This is a genomic window from Dactylosporangium sp. NPDC051087, assembly GCF_055586325.1.
In genome coordinates this window covers 101,825-118,504 of the sequence record NZ_JBVJIJ010000021.1, presented here as the reverse complement: position 1 = coordinate 118,504, position 16,680 = coordinate 101,825, and the positions used below count along the sequence as shown (strand labels likewise).

At 67.5% G+C, this 16,680-nt stretch carries 17 protein-coding genes; 5 read left to right on the top strand and 12 right to left on the bottom strand.

Annotated elements, in window-relative coordinates; all coding sequences use genetic code 11:
• Positions 1 to 72: 72 nt before the first annotated feature.
• The gene (locus ACZ6TV_RS35545) at positions 73 to 252 is read right to left on the bottom strand and encodes an FxLD family lanthipeptide (RefSeq protein ID WP_465302284.1); all 180 of its coding nucleotides are present in this window, start codon (positions 250 to 252) and stop codon (positions 73 to 75) included.
• Positions 253 to 317: 65 nt separating this feature from the next.
• The gene (gene fxlM, locus ACZ6TV_RS35540; RefSeq protein WP_465302283.1) at positions 318 to 1,547 is read right to left on the bottom strand and encodes a methyltransferase, FxLD system; all 1,230 of its coding nucleotides are present in this window, start codon (positions 1,545 to 1,547) and stop codon (positions 318 to 320) included.
• A gap of 1,599 nt (positions 1,548 to 3,146) precedes the next feature.
• Here fxlM and ACZ6TV_RS35535 point away from each other — a divergent pair.
• On the top strand, positions 3,147 to 4,388 hold the full coding sequence (locus ACZ6TV_RS35535) for a helix-turn-helix domain-containing protein (RefSeq protein WP_465302281.1): 1,242 nt from the start codon (positions 3,147 to 3,149) through the stop codon (positions 4,386 to 4,388).
• A gap of 46 nt (positions 4,389 to 4,434) precedes the next feature.
• Here the strand turns inward: ACZ6TV_RS35535 and ACZ6TV_RS35530 are convergent, their stop codons facing one another.
• From ACZ6TV_RS35530 to ACZ6TV_RS35485, 10 genes are all read right to left on the bottom strand, one after another.
• Positions 4,435 to 5,934, bottom strand: coding sequence for an NAD(P)H-hydrate dehydratase (locus ACZ6TV_RS35530; protein ID WP_465302279.1), 1,500 nt, complete (start codon positions 5,932 to 5,934; stop codon positions 4,435 to 4,437).
• 87 nt (positions 5,935 to 6,021) lie between these two features.
• Complete coding sequence (locus tag ACZ6TV_RS35525) at positions 6,022 to 6,681, bottom strand: HAD family hydrolase (RefSeq protein ID WP_465302277.1); 660 nt, start codon at positions 6,679 to 6,681, stop codon at positions 6,022 to 6,024.
• A gap of 206 nt (positions 6,682 to 6,887) precedes the next feature.
• Complete coding sequence (locus ACZ6TV_RS35520; protein ID WP_465302275.1) at positions 6,888 to 8,180, bottom strand: hypothetical protein; 1,293 nt, start codon at positions 8,178 to 8,180, stop codon at positions 6,888 to 6,890.
• Positions 8,177 to 8,881, bottom strand: a complete 705-nt coding sequence (locus ACZ6TV_RS35515) for a GGDEF domain-containing protein (protein WP_465302273.1) — start codon at positions 8,879 to 8,881, stop codon at positions 8,177 to 8,179. The genes ACZ6TV_RS35520 and ACZ6TV_RS35515 overlap by 4 nt, the downstream gene beginning before the upstream one ends.
• 147 nt (positions 8,882 to 9,028) lie before the next feature.
• Positions 9,029 to 9,418, bottom strand: coding sequence for a hypothetical protein (locus ACZ6TV_RS35510; protein ID WP_465302271.1), 390 nt, complete (start codon positions 9,416 to 9,418; stop codon positions 9,029 to 9,031).
• A complete protein-coding gene (locus ACZ6TV_RS35505) occupies positions 9,415 to 10,014 on the bottom strand; it encodes an RNA polymerase sigma factor (protein WP_465302269.1) in 600 nt (199 codons plus the stop codon). The genes ACZ6TV_RS35510 and ACZ6TV_RS35505 overlap by 4 nt, the downstream gene beginning before the upstream one ends.
• A 152-nt stretch (positions 10,015 to 10,166) precedes the next feature.
• Positions 10,167 to 10,439, bottom strand: coding sequence for a hypothetical protein (locus ACZ6TV_RS35500; RefSeq protein WP_465302267.1), 273 nt, complete (start codon positions 10,437 to 10,439; stop codon positions 10,167 to 10,169).
• Between the two features lie 68 nt (positions 10,440 to 10,507).
• Complete coding sequence (locus ACZ6TV_RS35495) at positions 10,508 to 10,969, bottom strand: hypothetical protein (protein ID WP_465302265.1); 462 nt, start codon at positions 10,967 to 10,969, stop codon at positions 10,508 to 10,510.
• Between the two features lie 697 nt (positions 10,970 to 11,666).
• A complete protein-coding gene (locus tag ACZ6TV_RS35490) occupies positions 11,667 to 12,509 on the bottom strand; it encodes a TRM11 family SAM-dependent methyltransferase (RefSeq protein WP_465302263.1) in 843 nt (280 codons plus the stop codon).
• Positions 12,502 to 13,077: a hypothetical protein gene (locus ACZ6TV_RS35485; RefSeq protein WP_465302261.1), complete on the bottom strand. Its 576-nt coding sequence runs from the start codon at positions 13,075 to 13,077 to the stop codon at positions 12,502 to 12,504. Before ACZ6TV_RS35485 ends, ACZ6TV_RS35490 begins: the two co-directional genes overlap by 8 nt.
• A gap of 267 nt (positions 13,078 to 13,344) precedes the next feature.
• On the opposite strand from ACZ6TV_RS35485, the gene ACZ6TV_RS35480 reads away from it, so the two are divergent.
• The 4 genes from ACZ6TV_RS35480 (at position 13,345) to ACZ6TV_RS35465 (ending at position 16,589) form a co-directional block, all read left to right on the top strand.
• On the top strand, positions 13,345 to 14,121 hold the full coding sequence (locus ACZ6TV_RS35480) for a hypothetical protein (protein ID WP_465302259.1): 777 nt from the start codon (positions 13,345 to 13,347) through the stop codon (positions 14,119 to 14,121).
• Between the two features lie 364 nt (positions 14,122 to 14,485).
• Positions 14,486 to 14,782 (top strand): pilin, encoded by a 297-nt coding sequence (locus tag ACZ6TV_RS35475; RefSeq protein WP_465302257.1) that lies wholly within the window; start codon positions 14,486 to 14,488, stop codon positions 14,780 to 14,782.
• An 11-nt stretch (positions 14,783 to 14,793) separates the two neighbouring features.
• Complete coding sequence (locus ACZ6TV_RS35470) at positions 14,794 to 15,702, top strand: conjugal transfer protein TrbL family protein (protein WP_465302255.1); 909 nt, start codon at positions 14,794 to 14,796, stop codon at positions 15,700 to 15,702.
• The gene (locus ACZ6TV_RS35465; protein WP_465302253.1) at positions 15,699 to 16,589 is read left to right on the top strand and encodes a PrgI family protein; all 891 of its coding nucleotides are present in this window, start codon (positions 15,699 to 15,701) and stop codon (positions 16,587 to 16,589) included. Before ACZ6TV_RS35470 ends, ACZ6TV_RS35465 begins: the two co-directional genes overlap by 4 nt.
• Positions 16,590 to 16,680 lie beyond the last annotated feature (91 nt).

Genomic DNA, 16,680 nt, shown 5'->3' with positions numbered 1-16,680 from the left:
CCGCACCGGGGGGAAGGTGCCGGGCGCCGGCGGCGGTAGGGGTTGGAAGGGTTGGAGGGGCGCTCTACCCGGTCAGACCGGGTCGTACGACGAAGTGCTGCACGCGCTGGTGCCGCACGTCTGTCCGCATCCGTCGCTGGTGCTGCACATCATCTGCACCAGCGGCGTGGTCGCTTCCACCACGCGCATGTCCAGCTCGAAGTCGTCCTCGGTGACGAGCTTCGGGTCGTCGAGGACCGCAGTCGGCGGCATCGACATCACTCTCCTTAGCGAGAAGGGCTGTTGCCTACCTGACCCGATTTACGCCGACCTGCAGGTCAGCTGGTTTCGGGCCAGGAGATCGTGACGACGCCATGCGTCTTGTTCATGGCGCTCGTGGCGGCAGGGATCCTCGAGCGGTCGCTGGTGTTGGGCCAGTAGCCGAAGCTGGGCTCGGCGTGGCGGCCATGGCGATCCCACGCTCGTACCTGTTCGACCATCGCGGTGGCGGCCAGCTCCCCGTCCCGCCCGTAAGCACGAGCGCCGAACTCGGCCCCCTTGCCCTCCAGCGCGGGACGCAGGGCCATGTAGGCGAACCCAGCTCCGCGCACCACGCCGAACGGGAACCACCGCTTTTCGTTCGCCACCTCTGTACCCGGGTCGGCGGTGAAGCGGCAGAATCCTTGCAGGAACCACGCGAACCACAGATGCAGGTCAGCGAAGGAAACGCCGTTCTCGATCGTGACGCCTGACCAGACCTCCGTGCGGCCGGCGCCCAGGACTCCATCGAGTTGATGGACATCCCCGGGGGTGCCTACGTCGAACGCCAGCCGGAGGTTGTTCCCGCCCCTATCCGGGAGCAGCAGCACTCGGTCCTCATGGCTTCCATCGCCCTGCATGGGAACGAACCCGGCCACCTCCGTGGACGTGCTGACCAGATGGTCACCGTCCCGTCGAAGGCCGATGACCCGCGTGACGTTGTTCATGATCAGCGGAAGGACGAGCATCCCATCCGGCTGCAACTGGTCTAGCCACGCAGGAGCGACGTCCCACGCGCCGACCGTGACGAGGATCGCGTCGAAAGGCCCTTCGTCCTCCACACCATGCTCGGCGTCGGACGCGAGCACGCGGACCCGCCCGCCGTAGCCGGTTGCATCGAGCATGGTCGCGGCCCTGTCGACAACCTCGGAGTCGATGTCGACGCTAACCACGCGGCCGTCTGGTCCAACGATTTCCGCGATGTACGCCGCGTTCAGCCCGCCGGAGCCGACCTCCAACACCGTCATGCCAGGGCGCAGCTCGGCCTGCTCCAGCATCACCGCCTGGATGTACGCCGCGGACACCGATGACATCGCCCGCTGGTGCTCGTCGCGCTTCGTCACGACTGAGCTGTCGAATCCGTAGGCGTCCGTGAGCTCGGTTTCCGTCGGCATGAATCGCTCGCGCGGCACTTTGCGGAAGGCCGCCTCCACGCCTGCGGTGGTGATCTTTCCTTGCGTCCGCAGCTCTTCGACCAGCGCGGCGCGAAGCTTGGCGGAGTCATCCGCCTCGGTACGCGTGACTGTCATATCGACCACTTGCAGCTTCCTTCTACTTCGATCGGGTCGGTGCACCTGTTCTGTTCCTTGTGACGACCTACGTCGCCCACGGCAGGTCGACGCCGGTCCGTCAGTGGTTCAGGTCGCAGCCTGGCACGCTCGTCGCCGCATCCCGAGCACCACGCGCGGGTGGACTAGGCGACACGAATTGCTCGGGCTTGCTCATGGTTATTGCCGTTCTAGGAGCCTGGAGAGCGATTAAACGAGCATTCCTCATCTACGGCGTTCGGAGATCCCCTGCATACGGAGCACCATCTATGTGACATGAAGTTACTGAGCCATCGCTAGTTGGAACTACCACAGCGGTAGCACTTCGAACTTCCGCCCTACCGGTCACCGGCGGCCGAGGTCTCTTGGGATCACAAGCTCAACGAGTACAGGAGCCATCGCAGAAGGTGCCGTCGATCGCGAATCTTGCGCCCGCTCGAACTCGACCCAAAGGTGCGGACGCACGTCAGTATCGGCTTGTTACGAGCATGCGGACGCCGCACTCGACGCGTATGCCGCAATTTTCGGTGCGCGCTCGGACGCTACTAAAGCGTCAGCGCGAGAGATCGGCGGTGAGCCGCCGAGGTGGCGGGTTATTTCCGCTCTAGTCGCCTTTCGACTGGTCCTCAAACCAGGAGCCGCCCGTAGTCTGAGCAGCGAGCGGCCATGTCCGCTTTTGCCTCCTAGGCAGCCCTCCGGCGAGCACATAACCTGCATAAGCGAGGTTGAGCTGATGGCAGGGCTGCATTTCTCCACACGCAAGGCACCGACCTGCGGAATTACTTTGGATATGCGCATCTACAATGTTTTGCAACTCTCCGGGGCGAGGTGGCGTAGGAACTGATGCGCGAGCCTTTATGGTCGCCATTATCCTACCTCCAAATCTCGCATACTCAGAAGATGCGGCAGAAGGGCCACGCCGCTTCGAGACAGCCGAACCGTCAGTACGTTTCGGCCGTAAACTAGGTCAGCAGCCCCTTCGGCAATTAAGGTCAGTAGAATCGCGCGCGCCCGGTTGGGCGTCAAGCCTTCTACCATGCGCGAGAGCTTCGCAACACTCCAAGTCGAATCTGCGCCGTCAATTAAGAGCACTCGACAGGCAGCCCGCTCTAATGGCGACGAAAGAACGTCGATGTGTTTGACGGTACTCATGACCCGTTGCCTTTGTCGCGTGCGTGTGCGCTTTGCACGGCAAGCGCCCATCGTGCGGACTCGCACGGGAACCACGACAGCCTCGCCGCAAAATCGAGGCAACCAGCACACATTCCGCTGGCATCGGCTCGGTGGACGGCGAGAGTCGTGCTCGCTGCTGCCAGCTCGCCAGCGTCCGCATCAGACGTCATCACCTGCCCGACGGGACCCCCCGCTGATCCACTCAGGCCAACACCGGTGGAGTCGAAGTGCATAACGTCCCTCCTACGCGAGCTGCACCCAGCCGGACGGAGATCACCATCGCGTCCAGCCGGGGCGGCAGCCCGTAGGTACCAGTTGGGTCCTACGACGATCTATGTCACCCGACGCTAGGGATTGGTCACCCGCCCGAACTACCACGGCTGTAGCACTGTCCGTATCGTGGGCATCATGGATCGTGGTGACATGTCAGATGACCCGAGCTTGATACGAGGCATTGGCACGAATATCGCCGCCCATCGCCGTGCAGCGAACGTGACCCAGCAAGATCTGGCTGGCCGAATCGGCAAGTCAGTCCAGTGGATTTCCGCCGTCGAACAAGGTCGTCGGCATGCCGAGCGGCTGACCGATCTCCTTAGGATTGCCCAAGTCCTGGGGTGCACGATCGAGGATCTGATCGGCAGATCGGTCGACAACCTTGCTCCTGGCCCTCGCCCGGCGAGCGAAGCAGTGTCGGCGGTCCGCGAGGCGATCATGCGAGCGGCCGTCCCGCAAACGTCCAGCCTTCCGGTGCCTCCGCTGGCCGCCCTCACGCAGCGGGTCACGGATGCGTGGACGGTATGGCACAGTTCGCCGACCGCCCACAGCATCTTGGGAGGAGTGATACCTGGTCTGGTTGTCGATGCGACCGCAGCTTATCGAGCTGACGTGGACCGTCGCTCGGCCGCCAGAAATCTAGCCGGCGCCTATCAAGTGACCCGACAGTGGCTCCATCACATTCCTGACGCCGATCTAGCCTGGATTGCGGCTGACCGAGCAATGACGGCTGCCCGCGAGGCCGACGATCCGCACCTGATTGCCCTTGGTGCGTGGGCTTTGTCGGCGTCCTACCGTCGCGCCGGTCAACAAGACGAGGCAACGAGACTTTGCCTGGTTGCAGCCGACGAGCTCAAGACCTACATGGACGACGCTGCCCCTGATCCGGTGATGCTTGCGGACTACGGCATGTTGCATCTCGCCGCGTCCATCAGTGCTGCGCAATCTGACGACGACACTCGCGCCTGGGCGTTCCATCGAGTCGCTGACGAAGCAGCGCGGGCGATCGGCGCGCACTACGATCCGTGGACAGCGTTCGGTCGGGGCAACGTCGATATCCATGGTCTTGCGATAAGGGCTGAACTTGGCCGCCCGGATGACGTCGTTGAGTACGCTAGTCGCCTCGATATCTCAGGAATCCCCAGTGTCGAGCGACGCGCTGCTGCTTTGATAAACACGGCGAGAGGCTATGTTCGGCGAGGGGAGGACGAGGCTGCCGTCCTTGTCCTTCTGGATGCCGAGAGGATCTCGGAGGAAGAGGTCAGGGATTCCACGCTTGTTCGCGAGCTTCTTCGAGAGCTGATCTATCGCGATCGCGCCAGGGCGCGGACACACGTACGGGGTCTTGCTCAACGTGTAGGGCTTGTGCGCGTCTAACTGGTCGGCGCGGACTCCTCCAGGAAGGGCCGTGCCGACCAGGCGCTCAGCGATGCAAGTTCAGGATCGACGCGATCGTTAAGGGCAGCGAGCTTGCCACGTCGCCAGCCGAGATCGGGCCACCTGCTGACGCGCGCTGGGCGGCCCGACCGTGGATGTACGCCGACATCGCGCCCGCATCCGCAGCGCCAATGCCTTGCGCCATCAATGCGCCCGCGATACCCGCGAGCACGTCGCCGGAGCCAGCAGTTGCCAGCCATGGCGGACCGTCATTCTGGCTTGATAGCCGACCGTCTGGGCTAGCTATCAGTGTAGTCGGCCCCTTCAGCAAAACGGTTGCGTCGGTTCGCATCGCAAGCTCCGATGCGTAGAATGCTGGGCGCGCTTCGACTTCGCTCCTTTCCACCACGACGTTCAGCTGGCCAAGCATTCGAGCGACCTCCCCCGCATGCGGTGTAAGGAGGATGTTGTCGGCGGCGGTGGTACGTGTGCCAGAGGAGCGCTGACGGACGCATTCACTAAGCGCCCCCGCGTCAACTACACACGGAAGGCCGGAGGCGAGGGCGCGCACGATTGCTTTGTCTTGGCCGGCGTCTGATTCAACGCCCGAGCCGAGCAGCCATGCCTGTACTCGGCCTTGTCCTGGCACCGCCTCAGGTGTGGCACGCAAAACATGATCGGTAACCTGCGGCGGCCCGACGAAGCGTACGATACCGACCCCGGCTCGTTGCGCGCCCGCCACGGCTAGGACCGCCGCACCGGGATATGCGTCAGAGCCTGCAACCACACCGAGAACCCCACGCGTGTATTTGTGTCCGGCATGAGCGGGAATCGGCCAGCGCGAAGCCACGCCGCTTTCTGTCAGCCGTCGAACCGCGGGCAACGAAGGAAGTCCGCTTTCGATTCCGACGCTGATGTCAACGACTCTGCCTACGATGTGGGCTGCTGGTGGCAGCAGAAGACACGGTTTGAGAGCGCCGAACGAGACAGTGACATCTGCCCGAACGTGCGAGCCTGCGAGTTCCCCCGAGTCAGGATCTATTCCGCTGGGCATATCGACAGCTACTACGACTGACTTCGGGTGAATCGCGGCAACTAGTCTTTCTGCCGCGCCTACAAGACCTGGCCTTCCACTAATGCCGACAATTCCGTCAACGACCAAGTCTGCCTTTCCAAGGGAATTTATTGCTGCGGCTTCGCCGTCACTTTCCGTAGCGTCGATAAAACGGCCGCCGACACCTCGTACCGCAAGCAGCCCACGTTCGTAGACATCCTTGGAAACAAGCACACTCACGACGTCGACGCCCCGCCGACGGAGTCTTGCCCCAGCGAGGAGCGCGTCGCCGCCGTTGTTGCCCCGGCCGACGAGCAGAACGGCTCGGCGTCCGTAGACACTCCGCGTGTGCTCTTGAAGCACCGTGACGCACACCGATGCGAGCGCCGCCGCTGCCCTGTCCATGAGGCCACCTTCTGGCACGCGGGCCAGAACAGGCAGTTCAGCTGCACGGATGTCGTCGGCGCGGTAGGCCGCCTGAACCTCGCCCATGGAACGCATCCCGTTAGCGTTCCACATGGTTGCGGGCGATGGATACGTGGATCGACCGCAGCTTGGTTCGCTCACAGCGGAGGTGGGCTACGCCACAGGTAGCAGGGCGTCTTCGGTCAGGGTGCCATCGAACGGCGTCTTCAAGATGCCTGTAAGCACGTTGTAGGCACTCATACCGGCGGCCATAGCGGCGGCTACGCCGATGTCGGCGTCTTCATAAACCAAGCATCGTTTCGGATCAACGTTGAGCTTGTTTGCAGCGAGCAGGAAGATGTCTGGTGCCGGCTTTCCGCGTCCGCTCGCAACATCACTCCAAGTCACCACTACGTCGAAGAGTGCGTAGAGACCCGTAGCTTGCAGACCCGCCTCGACGGTAATGGTCGCCGCGTTCGATCCGATTGCGAGCCTCTGCCCCCGCTGGTGGGCCTTGCGAGCGACGCTGGCTATAGCCTCGACGACTCTCAAGTCACCGGCGGCGGCGATGACATGCTGCCGAGTTCTGTCGATCACCTCAGGTATTGACTGAGCCAGCGGACCAAACTCCTGCTCCCAGACGATCAACATGTCTGGCGAAGCGATAGCGTGACGCGGCCAGTACCAGTTCGGGTCAAGCTCTCCGCCTGCGTCGAGCATCGCGCGGGAGAGCGCCTGGAAGCAGACTTCCCGCGAGTCGACCAGGGTTCCGTCCCAGTCGAAGACGAGAGCTTCGTAGCCCCTGCCGTCCGGGACCGAAATCGATGCAGTCACCGTTCAACGTTACCTGCCTAAAGCTCGTGCCCTCGGGCGTGAAGCGCAGAAAGGGTAAGGATGTGCGTGCTCACGAGCGGTTACCAACCTTGGCACGCGAAGCGCCGACCAATAGGTGCATTCCCGTGCTCACAGTAAGTGACGAGCGAGCCCAACGGGACCTGAACGTGCGGCGGCAGAGGTACTCCGCCGCCGCACGTGGTGCCCTAGATGTCGGCCTCTTGCGCGACGCTCGGCTTCTGGTTGCCGAGGATGCGCACAGTGGTGCTGAGTTTGATTTCTGCGTCCTGGGGGCCTCGGAGGTGGGGATGGATGTAGACGGGGCGGCGTAGTGCTCGGCCGGGGCCGTAGGGTTGGTCGCGCCAGTGGCCGGTTACCCAGACTCGGCTGGTGTACGCCCTGCTGGTCGCCGTTCGAGAGCCGCCGGTGTTCGCCTTCTGGTGGGTTCGGATGTGAACGATTCGCACGTCGGGCTGCGGTCGTTTCGCTCGTTCGTACTTCTTGCGGACGTTCTTGTCGATCGCCGCGGGTTCGGCTTCGGCGGCGCCCTGGGCGATGAGGAGCCACGTTGCCAGGACTGGTGCGATCGGATGGCTCCCGTCGCCGCTGAGGTGCTGACCTGCCTGGATGGTTTGCTCGCGGGTCGGGGCCAGCCAGCCTGCGTCGTCGCGGAGTGCCTGCATGGCTTCGTCTCGTAGGCCGCCGCCGATGGTCCGGTAGAGGACGATCCAGGTGGTGTCGTCGTGGCGTGACCAGCTGGCGGCGGCGATGCCGCGTGGTGCGACGGGTCGGGACCAGAGGAGCAGTCCGTCGTCGCACGGTGCAAGGTCGCGGGTGAGGGTTACGGCTGGGAGGTCGGCTGCGGCGGCTTCGGCCATATTGGTGAAGTCGTTGTCGACCCAGTAGAGGCGTGCCCGGTCGAGCGAGTCGGCCAGGTCGGTCCGCAGCAGCGGGACTCTCGTTGTTGCCGGCAGGCCGAGGGGTCCTCGGCAGAACCGGGTGAGGCCGTCACGGACGCGCGGCAGGTCGCGGGCGGCGAGGCTGAGGTCGGGCCATGGGGTGGTGGTGATGAGCGTTCGGCCGGGACGCCGTCCGCCGAGGAATCCGGCGTGGAGCGCCTGGTATGCGGCGCGGGTTGTGGCGTCGCGGTGCAGGCCCGCCCGGCGCGCGGCCCGTTCGGCGGGTGCGTGGTCGCGGCCTGCTTCGATGTCGATCGTGCACGAGACGCACGCGGCCCAGACTTCGCCGAGGTCTTGCAGTAGGTCGTGCTGCTCGCCGACACCGAGGACGGCGACGCTACCGCCGGTGAGCGACCATGCGGACTGCGGGTCGCCGCAGAAGTCGCAGACGCGCCGCACGGTGTCCAGACTGCGGACGGGCACGGGTACGGGTTGGTGGCTGTCGGTCTGGTAGTGCAGGGGGTGCCCGTACTCGCCGTTGAAGACGTTGAGCGGTACGAAGCACACAGCGCACGCCATCTCGTCGCGGGCCGGGGTCATGCGGTCATCTCCGGGCGGTTGTGCCGCAGGTCGCGCGGGCGGGGTCCGCGACGGCGTGCCCGGTCGGGCATGGTCATGCCGGGCGCGTAGGTGACGTGCCGGTTCCCGCCCTGGTGCTTGGCGTGGTACATGGCGGTGTCGGCCCGGTGCAGGGCGACGTCTTCGAGGTGGTCGGTGCTGTCGATGACAGCGACGCCGAGGCTGGCCTTGACGGTGGTCGGGCGTGGCCCGTTGGCGGTGTCGAGCTGGACGGGCCGGCCGATCGCCGAGACGAACTCGTCGGCGAGGCTGGCGAGTTGCTGATCGCGGACGGGCAGGAGGATGACGAACTCGTCGCCGGACAGCCGCGCGGCGGTGCCGCCGTTGATCTCGGCGACCAGGCCGATTCGGTCCGCGACCTCCATGAGCAGCGCATCGCCGCCGTCGTGGCCGTAGGTGTCGTTGACCTCTTTGAACCCGTCAAGGTCCAGGAGCATGACGATTAGCGGCTGTGGTTCGGGTGCGGTGGCGAGGCCGGTGTAGACGGCGCGCAGCCCGGTGCGGTTGAACAGTCCGGTGAGCGGGTCGTGGGCGAGCTGCCAGGCCGCGTCGGCAAGCTCGCGGTACATGCGGGTGAGGGTTGGCCGGGCGCTGAGGTGCCCGAGCCAGTAGCCGAGGATCGCCGCGGCGATGGTGGCGATCACGAGGATCGTGGTGAACACTGGGTACTCCATTTCGATGGAGACCCGGGACGCTGTCGTTGTCTAGGCGTGGCGTCCCGGGTCTTGGATACGACGACGGCCCGCCTTTGGCGGGCCGTTTGTTGTGCTTCTGCCGCCCCTGGTTCAGGCGGCTTCCTCGAGCGAGGGTCAGTGGGCCGTGGCCGGCGCGGTCGTGCCGTCGAGGCTGTCGGCCGCCCCGACTCGGGCGGGGTGGCGTCCGGCGCTGCTCCACGTGCCGGTGGCTTCTCGATGGGGCTCGTCGACGCGGGATTGGCGGGCCAGCAGCTGGCTGGGTTCACGCGGGCTGCCGGTGGGCCGGTACTCGTAGTCCTCAGACACGACGCTGACGTAGTCGACGTCGGAGGCGTACGGGACGTAGCTGCCGCGCAGGATCGTGCCGCCGAGCCGGTCGCAGCAGGCGACGGATACCGGGTACCAGCCGTTCACGGCAAGGGTGACGCGGTGGCCGCAGGTCAGTGACAGCTCGAACACGCACAGCCGGTGCAGCTCCTGGCCGTCGATCGCTGGGCCGGTCATGACGTCACCGCAGCGGGCATCAATGCGGACCGCATGCGGCGCAGGGCGCGTCGTTCCAGGCACCGGACCGCCTCCGGGCTGCGGTCCATGAGGCGGGCCGCCGAGTCGCGGGGGTAGCCGTCGAGGTAGCGCAGTTGGATCGCCCGTCGTTGGGCGGCGGTGAGCCGGGCCATGGCGTGCACGAACGTGATGTGTCCGGGCCGGGCGGGCGGGTCGGCGACCAGCTGGGGCGCGGTGTCGCGGGCGGCGTGGTCGCGCACGGTGTATGCGGCGCGGGTGTAGCGGCGGCGTGACCAGTCGTGGCGGATGCACGCCTTCGCGGCCTGGATCATGAACCAGCCGCGGACGTCGAGCAGCGCGGTGGACAGCTCGGCCAGGGCGCTGGCGAACGCTTCCTGGACGAGGTCCGGGATGGCGTCGCGGTCGCGGTCGCGCATGCGGACGGTGACGTAGCGGGTGACGGGCTCGTGGTAGGTGAGGTAGAGCTCGGCGAAGGCGTCACGGTCGCCGCGCTGGGCGCGATGCAGCAGGGCGAGAACCTGCGGGGAGACTTCGGGGCGCCGGCGGCGTGCGCCGCTGGAGCTGTTGCCGTGCATGGGATTCCTCCTCTGTGGTGTGAGGGAATCCGGGCACGGCTGTCGGCCGTGCCCGGAAGGTGCGCGTGTGCGCGGTCGGCCGGGCAACGGCCGAGATCAGTGATGCGTCGAAGTGGCTAGCGCGTTAGCGGAGCGGGTTGTGGGCGCTGCCGTTACCGGCGCGGTGGGTGGGCGGCCTTGTCGGCGCGCAGCTGCTCGGCGAGCCCGTCCGGGATGTCGGCGTATGGCGCGACGGCTGCGAGCACGTCGGTGGGGTCGGCGATGTCGCCGCGCAGCTGGACGCTGTCGGGTTCGTTGCCCGGGTCGGTCACCGGATCCCAGTCGAAGTCCACGACGGTGGCGAAGTAGGCGCAGTGCGGGGTCCAGCCGACCTGGATCGTGTAGCGCTCGCTGCCGGGTTTCGGTGTCAGGGTGTACAGGCTCATGGTGTTCTCCTGGACGAGAGGGAGGCGCGCGTCCGTCGCCGGATCACGCGCCTCGGGGATGGGTTGGGCTACCTGTTCAGCCCGTGCAGGGTCAGGTGTGCCTCTTTGAGGTGTCCGGCGGTCAGCTCTCCGTTCGCGCCGGCGGTGCTGAGGCTGTTGGTGAGGGCTTGCAGGACCGCGGCGGGCGCGGTGTCGAGCGCGCCGAGGTCGCGGCCGTCAACGCACTCGGCCATGCGCTGGATGGTTTGGGCGAGGTGGGCCTGGATGAGGTTGAGGCCGCACAGCAGCCTGGCCAGTTCCGCCCGGTCGTGCTGGGTGGCGGCGTGGGTGATGGTGTCGCCGAGGTGCTCGACGGCGAGCAGGATCACGTGTGTCGCGGCGGCGGTCTGCGCGGGGCTGAACCCGGCTTCGTCGCCGAACAGGCGGGCGATGCCAGTGATGAGGTCGTGGCTGGCGTCGTCCAGGCGCGGGGCGTCGGGTAGGAGGCCGAACCAGTCGGCGTCGGTGAGGTACCAGGCGGTTGTGAGCATGTTGTCCTCCCATGGACATGCGAAAGGCGGCCACCGGTTGGTGGCCGCCTGCGGTATGGAGGTATCGCGCCCCGGGATCGCCTGCAGGCGAGGGGCGTGTGTATGGGTGCGCTGGGCTGATGGTGGCGGCGGCGGCCGACCGGAAGGGTGGGCGCGATGCCGTCGCGGGGCGTCAGGTCAGCAGCACATGGAAAAAAGGAGAATCTTCAGGCTAGCCGCGCGGCGACACCCGGAGCCTGACCTGTCAGGTTCGGCGGTCTGGCGGGACCTGACAGGCAGCTCGCGGCGTCCTGACAACGCGTCCCGAGGCGGGTGGCGGCGGCTGCGGGACTGGTGCGGGACTGCCGGGCCGCGCCGCCGGACGGTACCGCTGTCAGGTCCCGCTACCCGGTTGAGCAGCGGGACCTGACAGCGGGACTCGTCCGGTGCGGGCGTCCCGTTTGCGGTGTGCGTCTGCGGGACGCCACACGCCCGATCATCGTCGCGGGACTCACGCCCGTGACCGCGCGCCTGACACGTCGGCTGAGCTGTCAGACGCAGGACCTGTCAGAGCCGGGCTCCGCGAGCCGAGCGACACCGCTGTCAGCAACCGCTGAGCGTCGCCTGTCAGAAGTGTCGCTGAGCTGCGGATTTCCGCCGGAGCGCGGGTGGCCTTATTCGCCCGCCCGCGCTCCGGCGGTTGCTGCCATCGGCCGGGCTAGCAGCGGCGCAGCACCAGCACGTCCTCGTGTGCCACGAGGTGCACCGGCACGCCCTCGGCGCGAGCGCGACGGACCGCCATCAGCCCGAACATGCTGGCCCGGTGCACGATCTGTCCGTCGCGGACCGCCGCGAGCATGGCGGCGCACCGCTCCACCGGGACCAGGCCCACCGACTGTGCGACGGCGAGCAGCTCGCCGGGCAGGTCGATCAGATCGTCCCGCTGGCGGCGGACGGGACGGCAGGTGATGACCACGGTCCCGCCGGGACGCAGCAGCTGGTAGCTGGCGGCGAGGATCTCGGCGAACCCGTCGAGCAAGCGGGACCATCCCGCATAGGCGAGGTTGCCCCGCTCCCGGTCCCCATAGAGGTGGTCCCGCTTGCGTACCCCGGTACTCGTCGCCCGGACGAGCCCGTGAGTCCCGCGCCCGTACGGCGGGGAGGTGAGCACGAGGCCGACTCTGCCGACCGCGGATGCGGGCGCCAGGTCGAGCAGCCGGGTGGCGTCGCCGGTGAGGACCTTCGCGGTGCCGGCGGCGGCCTGCGACGAAGCCAGTGCCACGTTGGCTGAGGCCAAGGCGGTGAACCGCGGTTCGATGTCCACGCCGAGCCCTTCCCGGCCGAGGTGCATGGCCTCCACCAGTGTGGTGCCCGACCCGCACATCGGATCGAGGACCAGATCCCCCGGCGCGGTGTAGGAGCTGATGGCCTTTGCCGCCAGGTTCGGCAGCATCTTGCCCGGGTGGCTGGACGACTCCGGCACGTAGCGGCCCCGCCGCTGGTCGCGGGATGCCTGCTGGCAGGTCAGCCACACGGAGGTGACCGGCAGGGTCTCAGTCATCGGCGCCTGCCCTCTCCGTCGCGCTGCGGGTCACGATCAGCACATCGGTGTGGATGTCGAGACTGGTGACCTGGCCGCGCTGCGGCGGCTGGTCGGCCGCCACGATGTGTTGCAGGTAGGCCAAGCCCGCATGCTTCGCGGCGATGACCACGTCGACCGGCAGGACCGGATCGCCGTGGGCCAACAGCACCGCGACGCAGCCGCCGGGCAGCAGCTTGGCGCGGCAACGGGCGAAGAACTCGGCCGGCGTACCGGCGTCGTCGAGGGGCCAGCCGGTGACGATCAGCGCCGCCGCCTCCTTGCCCCAGCCGACCAGCCGGGCCGCCTGCAGGTGACTGCGGCGGCTGGCGGCGATGATGGCTCGGGCCAGCTGCGGCCCATCGGTGAGGTCGATGACCAGGTCGGTCGGGTGGGTGAGGTTGTGCACGAGGCGCACGCCCATGCCGTTGGACATCGTCTCGTCCTCACGCGGGGCAGGGACCGGCCAGACGGTGATCGGCACGGGCGGGTCGCCGGGCACCACGTCCCCCACGGGGACGGGCGCGCTGGAATGGGTGTGGTTGGTCATGGGCACGTGGCCCCCGGACCGGCGGGCGTACTGACGATGCACAGTGCGCCGCTGTCAGGCCGATCGAACCCGCCCCCGCCCTGACAGCACCGGTCAGCTACATCCGTCTGACAGCCGTGCCGGGCCGGTCTGGCAGTACCGAACCCTGACACGACCTGGCACGACCTGCGCAGATCCAACAACCGCTTGTGGTGTCAGGTCGCGATGTCCCAATCGAGATCACCGGGGCCTCCGCACGGAGGAGGCCCTGCTCGAAGGGACTTCACCATGGCAAACACTGCGAGGCCGAACGGCACCACCACCGCGCTGACCACCGCCGAAACGGCGTTCGAGCTGCTGACGTGCGAACCGGCTCCGCTGGTCTTCGACGCCCGCCCGGTGCCGGGGCTGCCCGACCGGACGATGCCGCTCAACGAACTGCGCAAGCTGCTGCTGTTCGAGCGCTACGACAGCGACACCACCGACGCGCTCTGGCGGCAGCTGGCCCACCACGCACGGGAATGGGGACCGGCCTGGGTCGTCGGCGCGATCGGCGTGGCGCTGCCCGCCCTCACCCACCTCGCGGCCAAGGTCAGCCGAGGCAACACCCGCCACGCCGACGACGTCGACTCCGAAGTCCTGGCCGGGTTCCTCCACGCCCTGCGCACCGCGGACCTGGAGCCGCCACGGCTATGGCTGCGGATGTGCTGGGCGGCGTGGCGGTCCGGGGTCGCCGTCGTCAAGGGCACCGACACCGAAGAGCTGCCGCTCGACCTCACCAGCGGCTCACGGCTGCCGTCACTGCCCTACGGGCACCCGGACCTGCTCCTCGGCCGGGCCGCCGCCGCCGGCGTCATCTCCGCCGAGGCCGCCGAGCTGATCAGCGCGACCCGGTTCGGTGACGCGCTGATCGAGCAGCTGGCAGCCGAGCAGGGCGTGACCGCCTCGTCGTTGCGGATGCGCCGCCGCCGTGCCGAGCGCGCTGTGGCCGCCGCCGTCCGGCGGGGTGACCTGTCCGGACCGGCCCGCGCCACCGCACGCCGCACCACCGCCCTCGCGGCATAGCCAGATCAGTTCCCAACCCCTGAAGGCCGCCCCGGCATCCGCCGGGGCGGCCTTCGCCGTATCCGCTGCCCGCTGGGCTGTCAGACACATCGAACGCACGCGCGCTGACCGGTGCTGTCAGCTCGTGACAGATGCAAGCGGAGTTCATCCCGCCTGACAGCCGAGATCTGAGCGGTGCATGTCATCCACGGCATGCCCGCCCGGTGGGGACACCCGGCGAGACCAGGTCCGGCACGGCAGGCGCGGCGTACTGACACCGCAATCCCTTCGCAGACAACGCAAGGGAGGAGCGCCCCCACCGGACCTAACCGACATTCGCCTTGTCCCCACCGCGGCGGCCCCACATCCCTTGTGGAGCGCCGCAATGCACACAACTCTCTCCGTCCTGGCCGACCTCGCTGCTGCCGCACCGCAGCCGCTGGCGGCCCCGAAAACCCTCCCGGAGGTCATCTCCGGCATCACCGGGTGGGTGATGGGCATCATCGCGGTCGTCGCGACGATGTTCCTGGTCATCGGCGGCCTGCGGTACATGGCAGCCGGAGGCGACCCCGCAGGGGTCGAACAGGCCAAGGGCAACTTCAAGTCCGCGCTGATCGGCTACGCGCTGGCGGTCCTGTCCCCGGTGGTCCTGCAGGTGCTGCAGGGCATCCTCGGCGGCTGAGGCCATCCATCATGATCGACTGGCTGATGAACGGGCTGGTCGGCTGGCTCACCGAGCGGTTGATGGACCTGCTCGGTGGGCTGCTGGCCTTCCTCACCTCAAGCATCTTCCTGTCCCCGGACGTCACCGTCCTGCCGCAGGTGACCACGATCGTTGGCAAAGCCACGCTGGTCGTCAACGCCTGCTACATCCTGGCGATCCTCGCCGTGGGCATCGCCACGATGGTCGGCGGCTCGGTCGAGATGCGGTACGGCGTCAAAGACCTCGTCCCCCGGCTGGTGGTCGGCGCGGTCCTGTCGAACTTCGCCGTGCCGCTGTGCGCCGTCATCATCGAGATCGCCAACAGTCTCACCGTGGCGATGGTCGGCACGGCCGCGCCGACCACGGAAGCAGCCAACATGGCGCGCACCCGGGTCACGGCCGCGATCAGCGACCAGACCAACGGCGTGCTCGTCCTGATCCTCGGCCTGCTGATCGTCTGCCTGATGTACACCCTCGTCACCGGCTGGATCGTGCGGGTCGGCGTCCTGGTGATCCTCGCCGGGATCGCCCCGGTCGCGATGGCCTGCTACAGCACGCCGTGGACGCAGGGGGCGGCGCAGCTGTGGTGGCGGAGCCTGCTGGGCTGCCTCGGTACCCCGACGTTGCAGGCAATCGCGTTCTCCACCGGCATCCAGCTGATCACCGATCCAGATGCCAACCTGCCCACGCTGCTCCTGCTGCCCGGCTCGGACGCGGTGAACCTGCTGCTCATCGTCGTGCTGCTGTGGGCCACGATCAAGATCCCCGGCTTGATGCGGAAGTTCGCGATCCGACAGGGCCAGACGACGAACGTCGCCGGGATCATCCTGCGCTCGGTGCTGATCCAGAGCGTCACCAGCCGTCTGCCGCTCGGCCGCGTCGTGCGAGGTCGGCGATGACCAACGACGACAGCACACCTCGCGCCGTGGTTCCGGCCAACGTCAACGAGGCAGACCGCATCGCATTCGGGCTCACGTTCCGGCAGCTCGGCATCATCGGTGGCGTTGGCCTCGGCGGGTTCGGCGTTTACCGCACGTTCGGGCACCTGCTACCACCGGTCGCCTGGATCGTCGCCGGGATCGTCGTGTTCTGCATCGCCGTCGTGGTGGCGCTCGGCCGCCGTGATGGCCTGCCGCTGGACGTATGGCTGCGGCACGGTCTCGCCTTGTCCCGCAGTCCGCGCACCCTGACACCCGGCACGGCTCGCGCCACCTCGGTAGCGGCCGTGGCCGGCAAGCCAAGCATTCCGGCGCCGCTGCGCTCGCCAATCACCTCCGTCAGCGCGACGGGACTGCTGACTAGCGAAGGCAGCAAGAAGGTGCTCATCGCCTGCGGCACCACCAACATTCACCTGCGGACCGGCAGTGAACAGAGCGCGCTGCTGGACGGGTTCGGCCGGTTCCTCAACTCGCTGACCGGTCCGGCGCAAATCGTCGTCGCCGCGCAGCGGCACGACCTGACCGCCCACGCGCAGGCAATCGCCGACAACGCGCCGCGCCTGCCGCATCCGGCGCTGCAGGCCGCCGCAGACGACTACGCCGAATTCCTGCTCGACCTCGACGCCGAACGCGACCCGTTGCGTCGTCAGGTCCTCGCGGTCGTCACCGGCGAGCACGTCGCCGACACCGCGGTCCGTGCCCTGACCGGGCTCGGCGTCGAGGCCACAGCCCTCGATGGGCCGGCGGTCACCTCGGCGCTGGCCAACGCGGTCGACCCCTTCTCACCGGCGGTGCCCGGCCCGCGAGCCGTACCCGGCGCCCCGATCACCCTACGGAGCCCCACATGAAGTTGCTGAAATCCAAGAAGAAGAGCGTCGGGGGGGGGGGGGGGGGGGGGGGGGGGGAGGGGTGCCTAGCGCAGTATTTCTGTGTATGCGT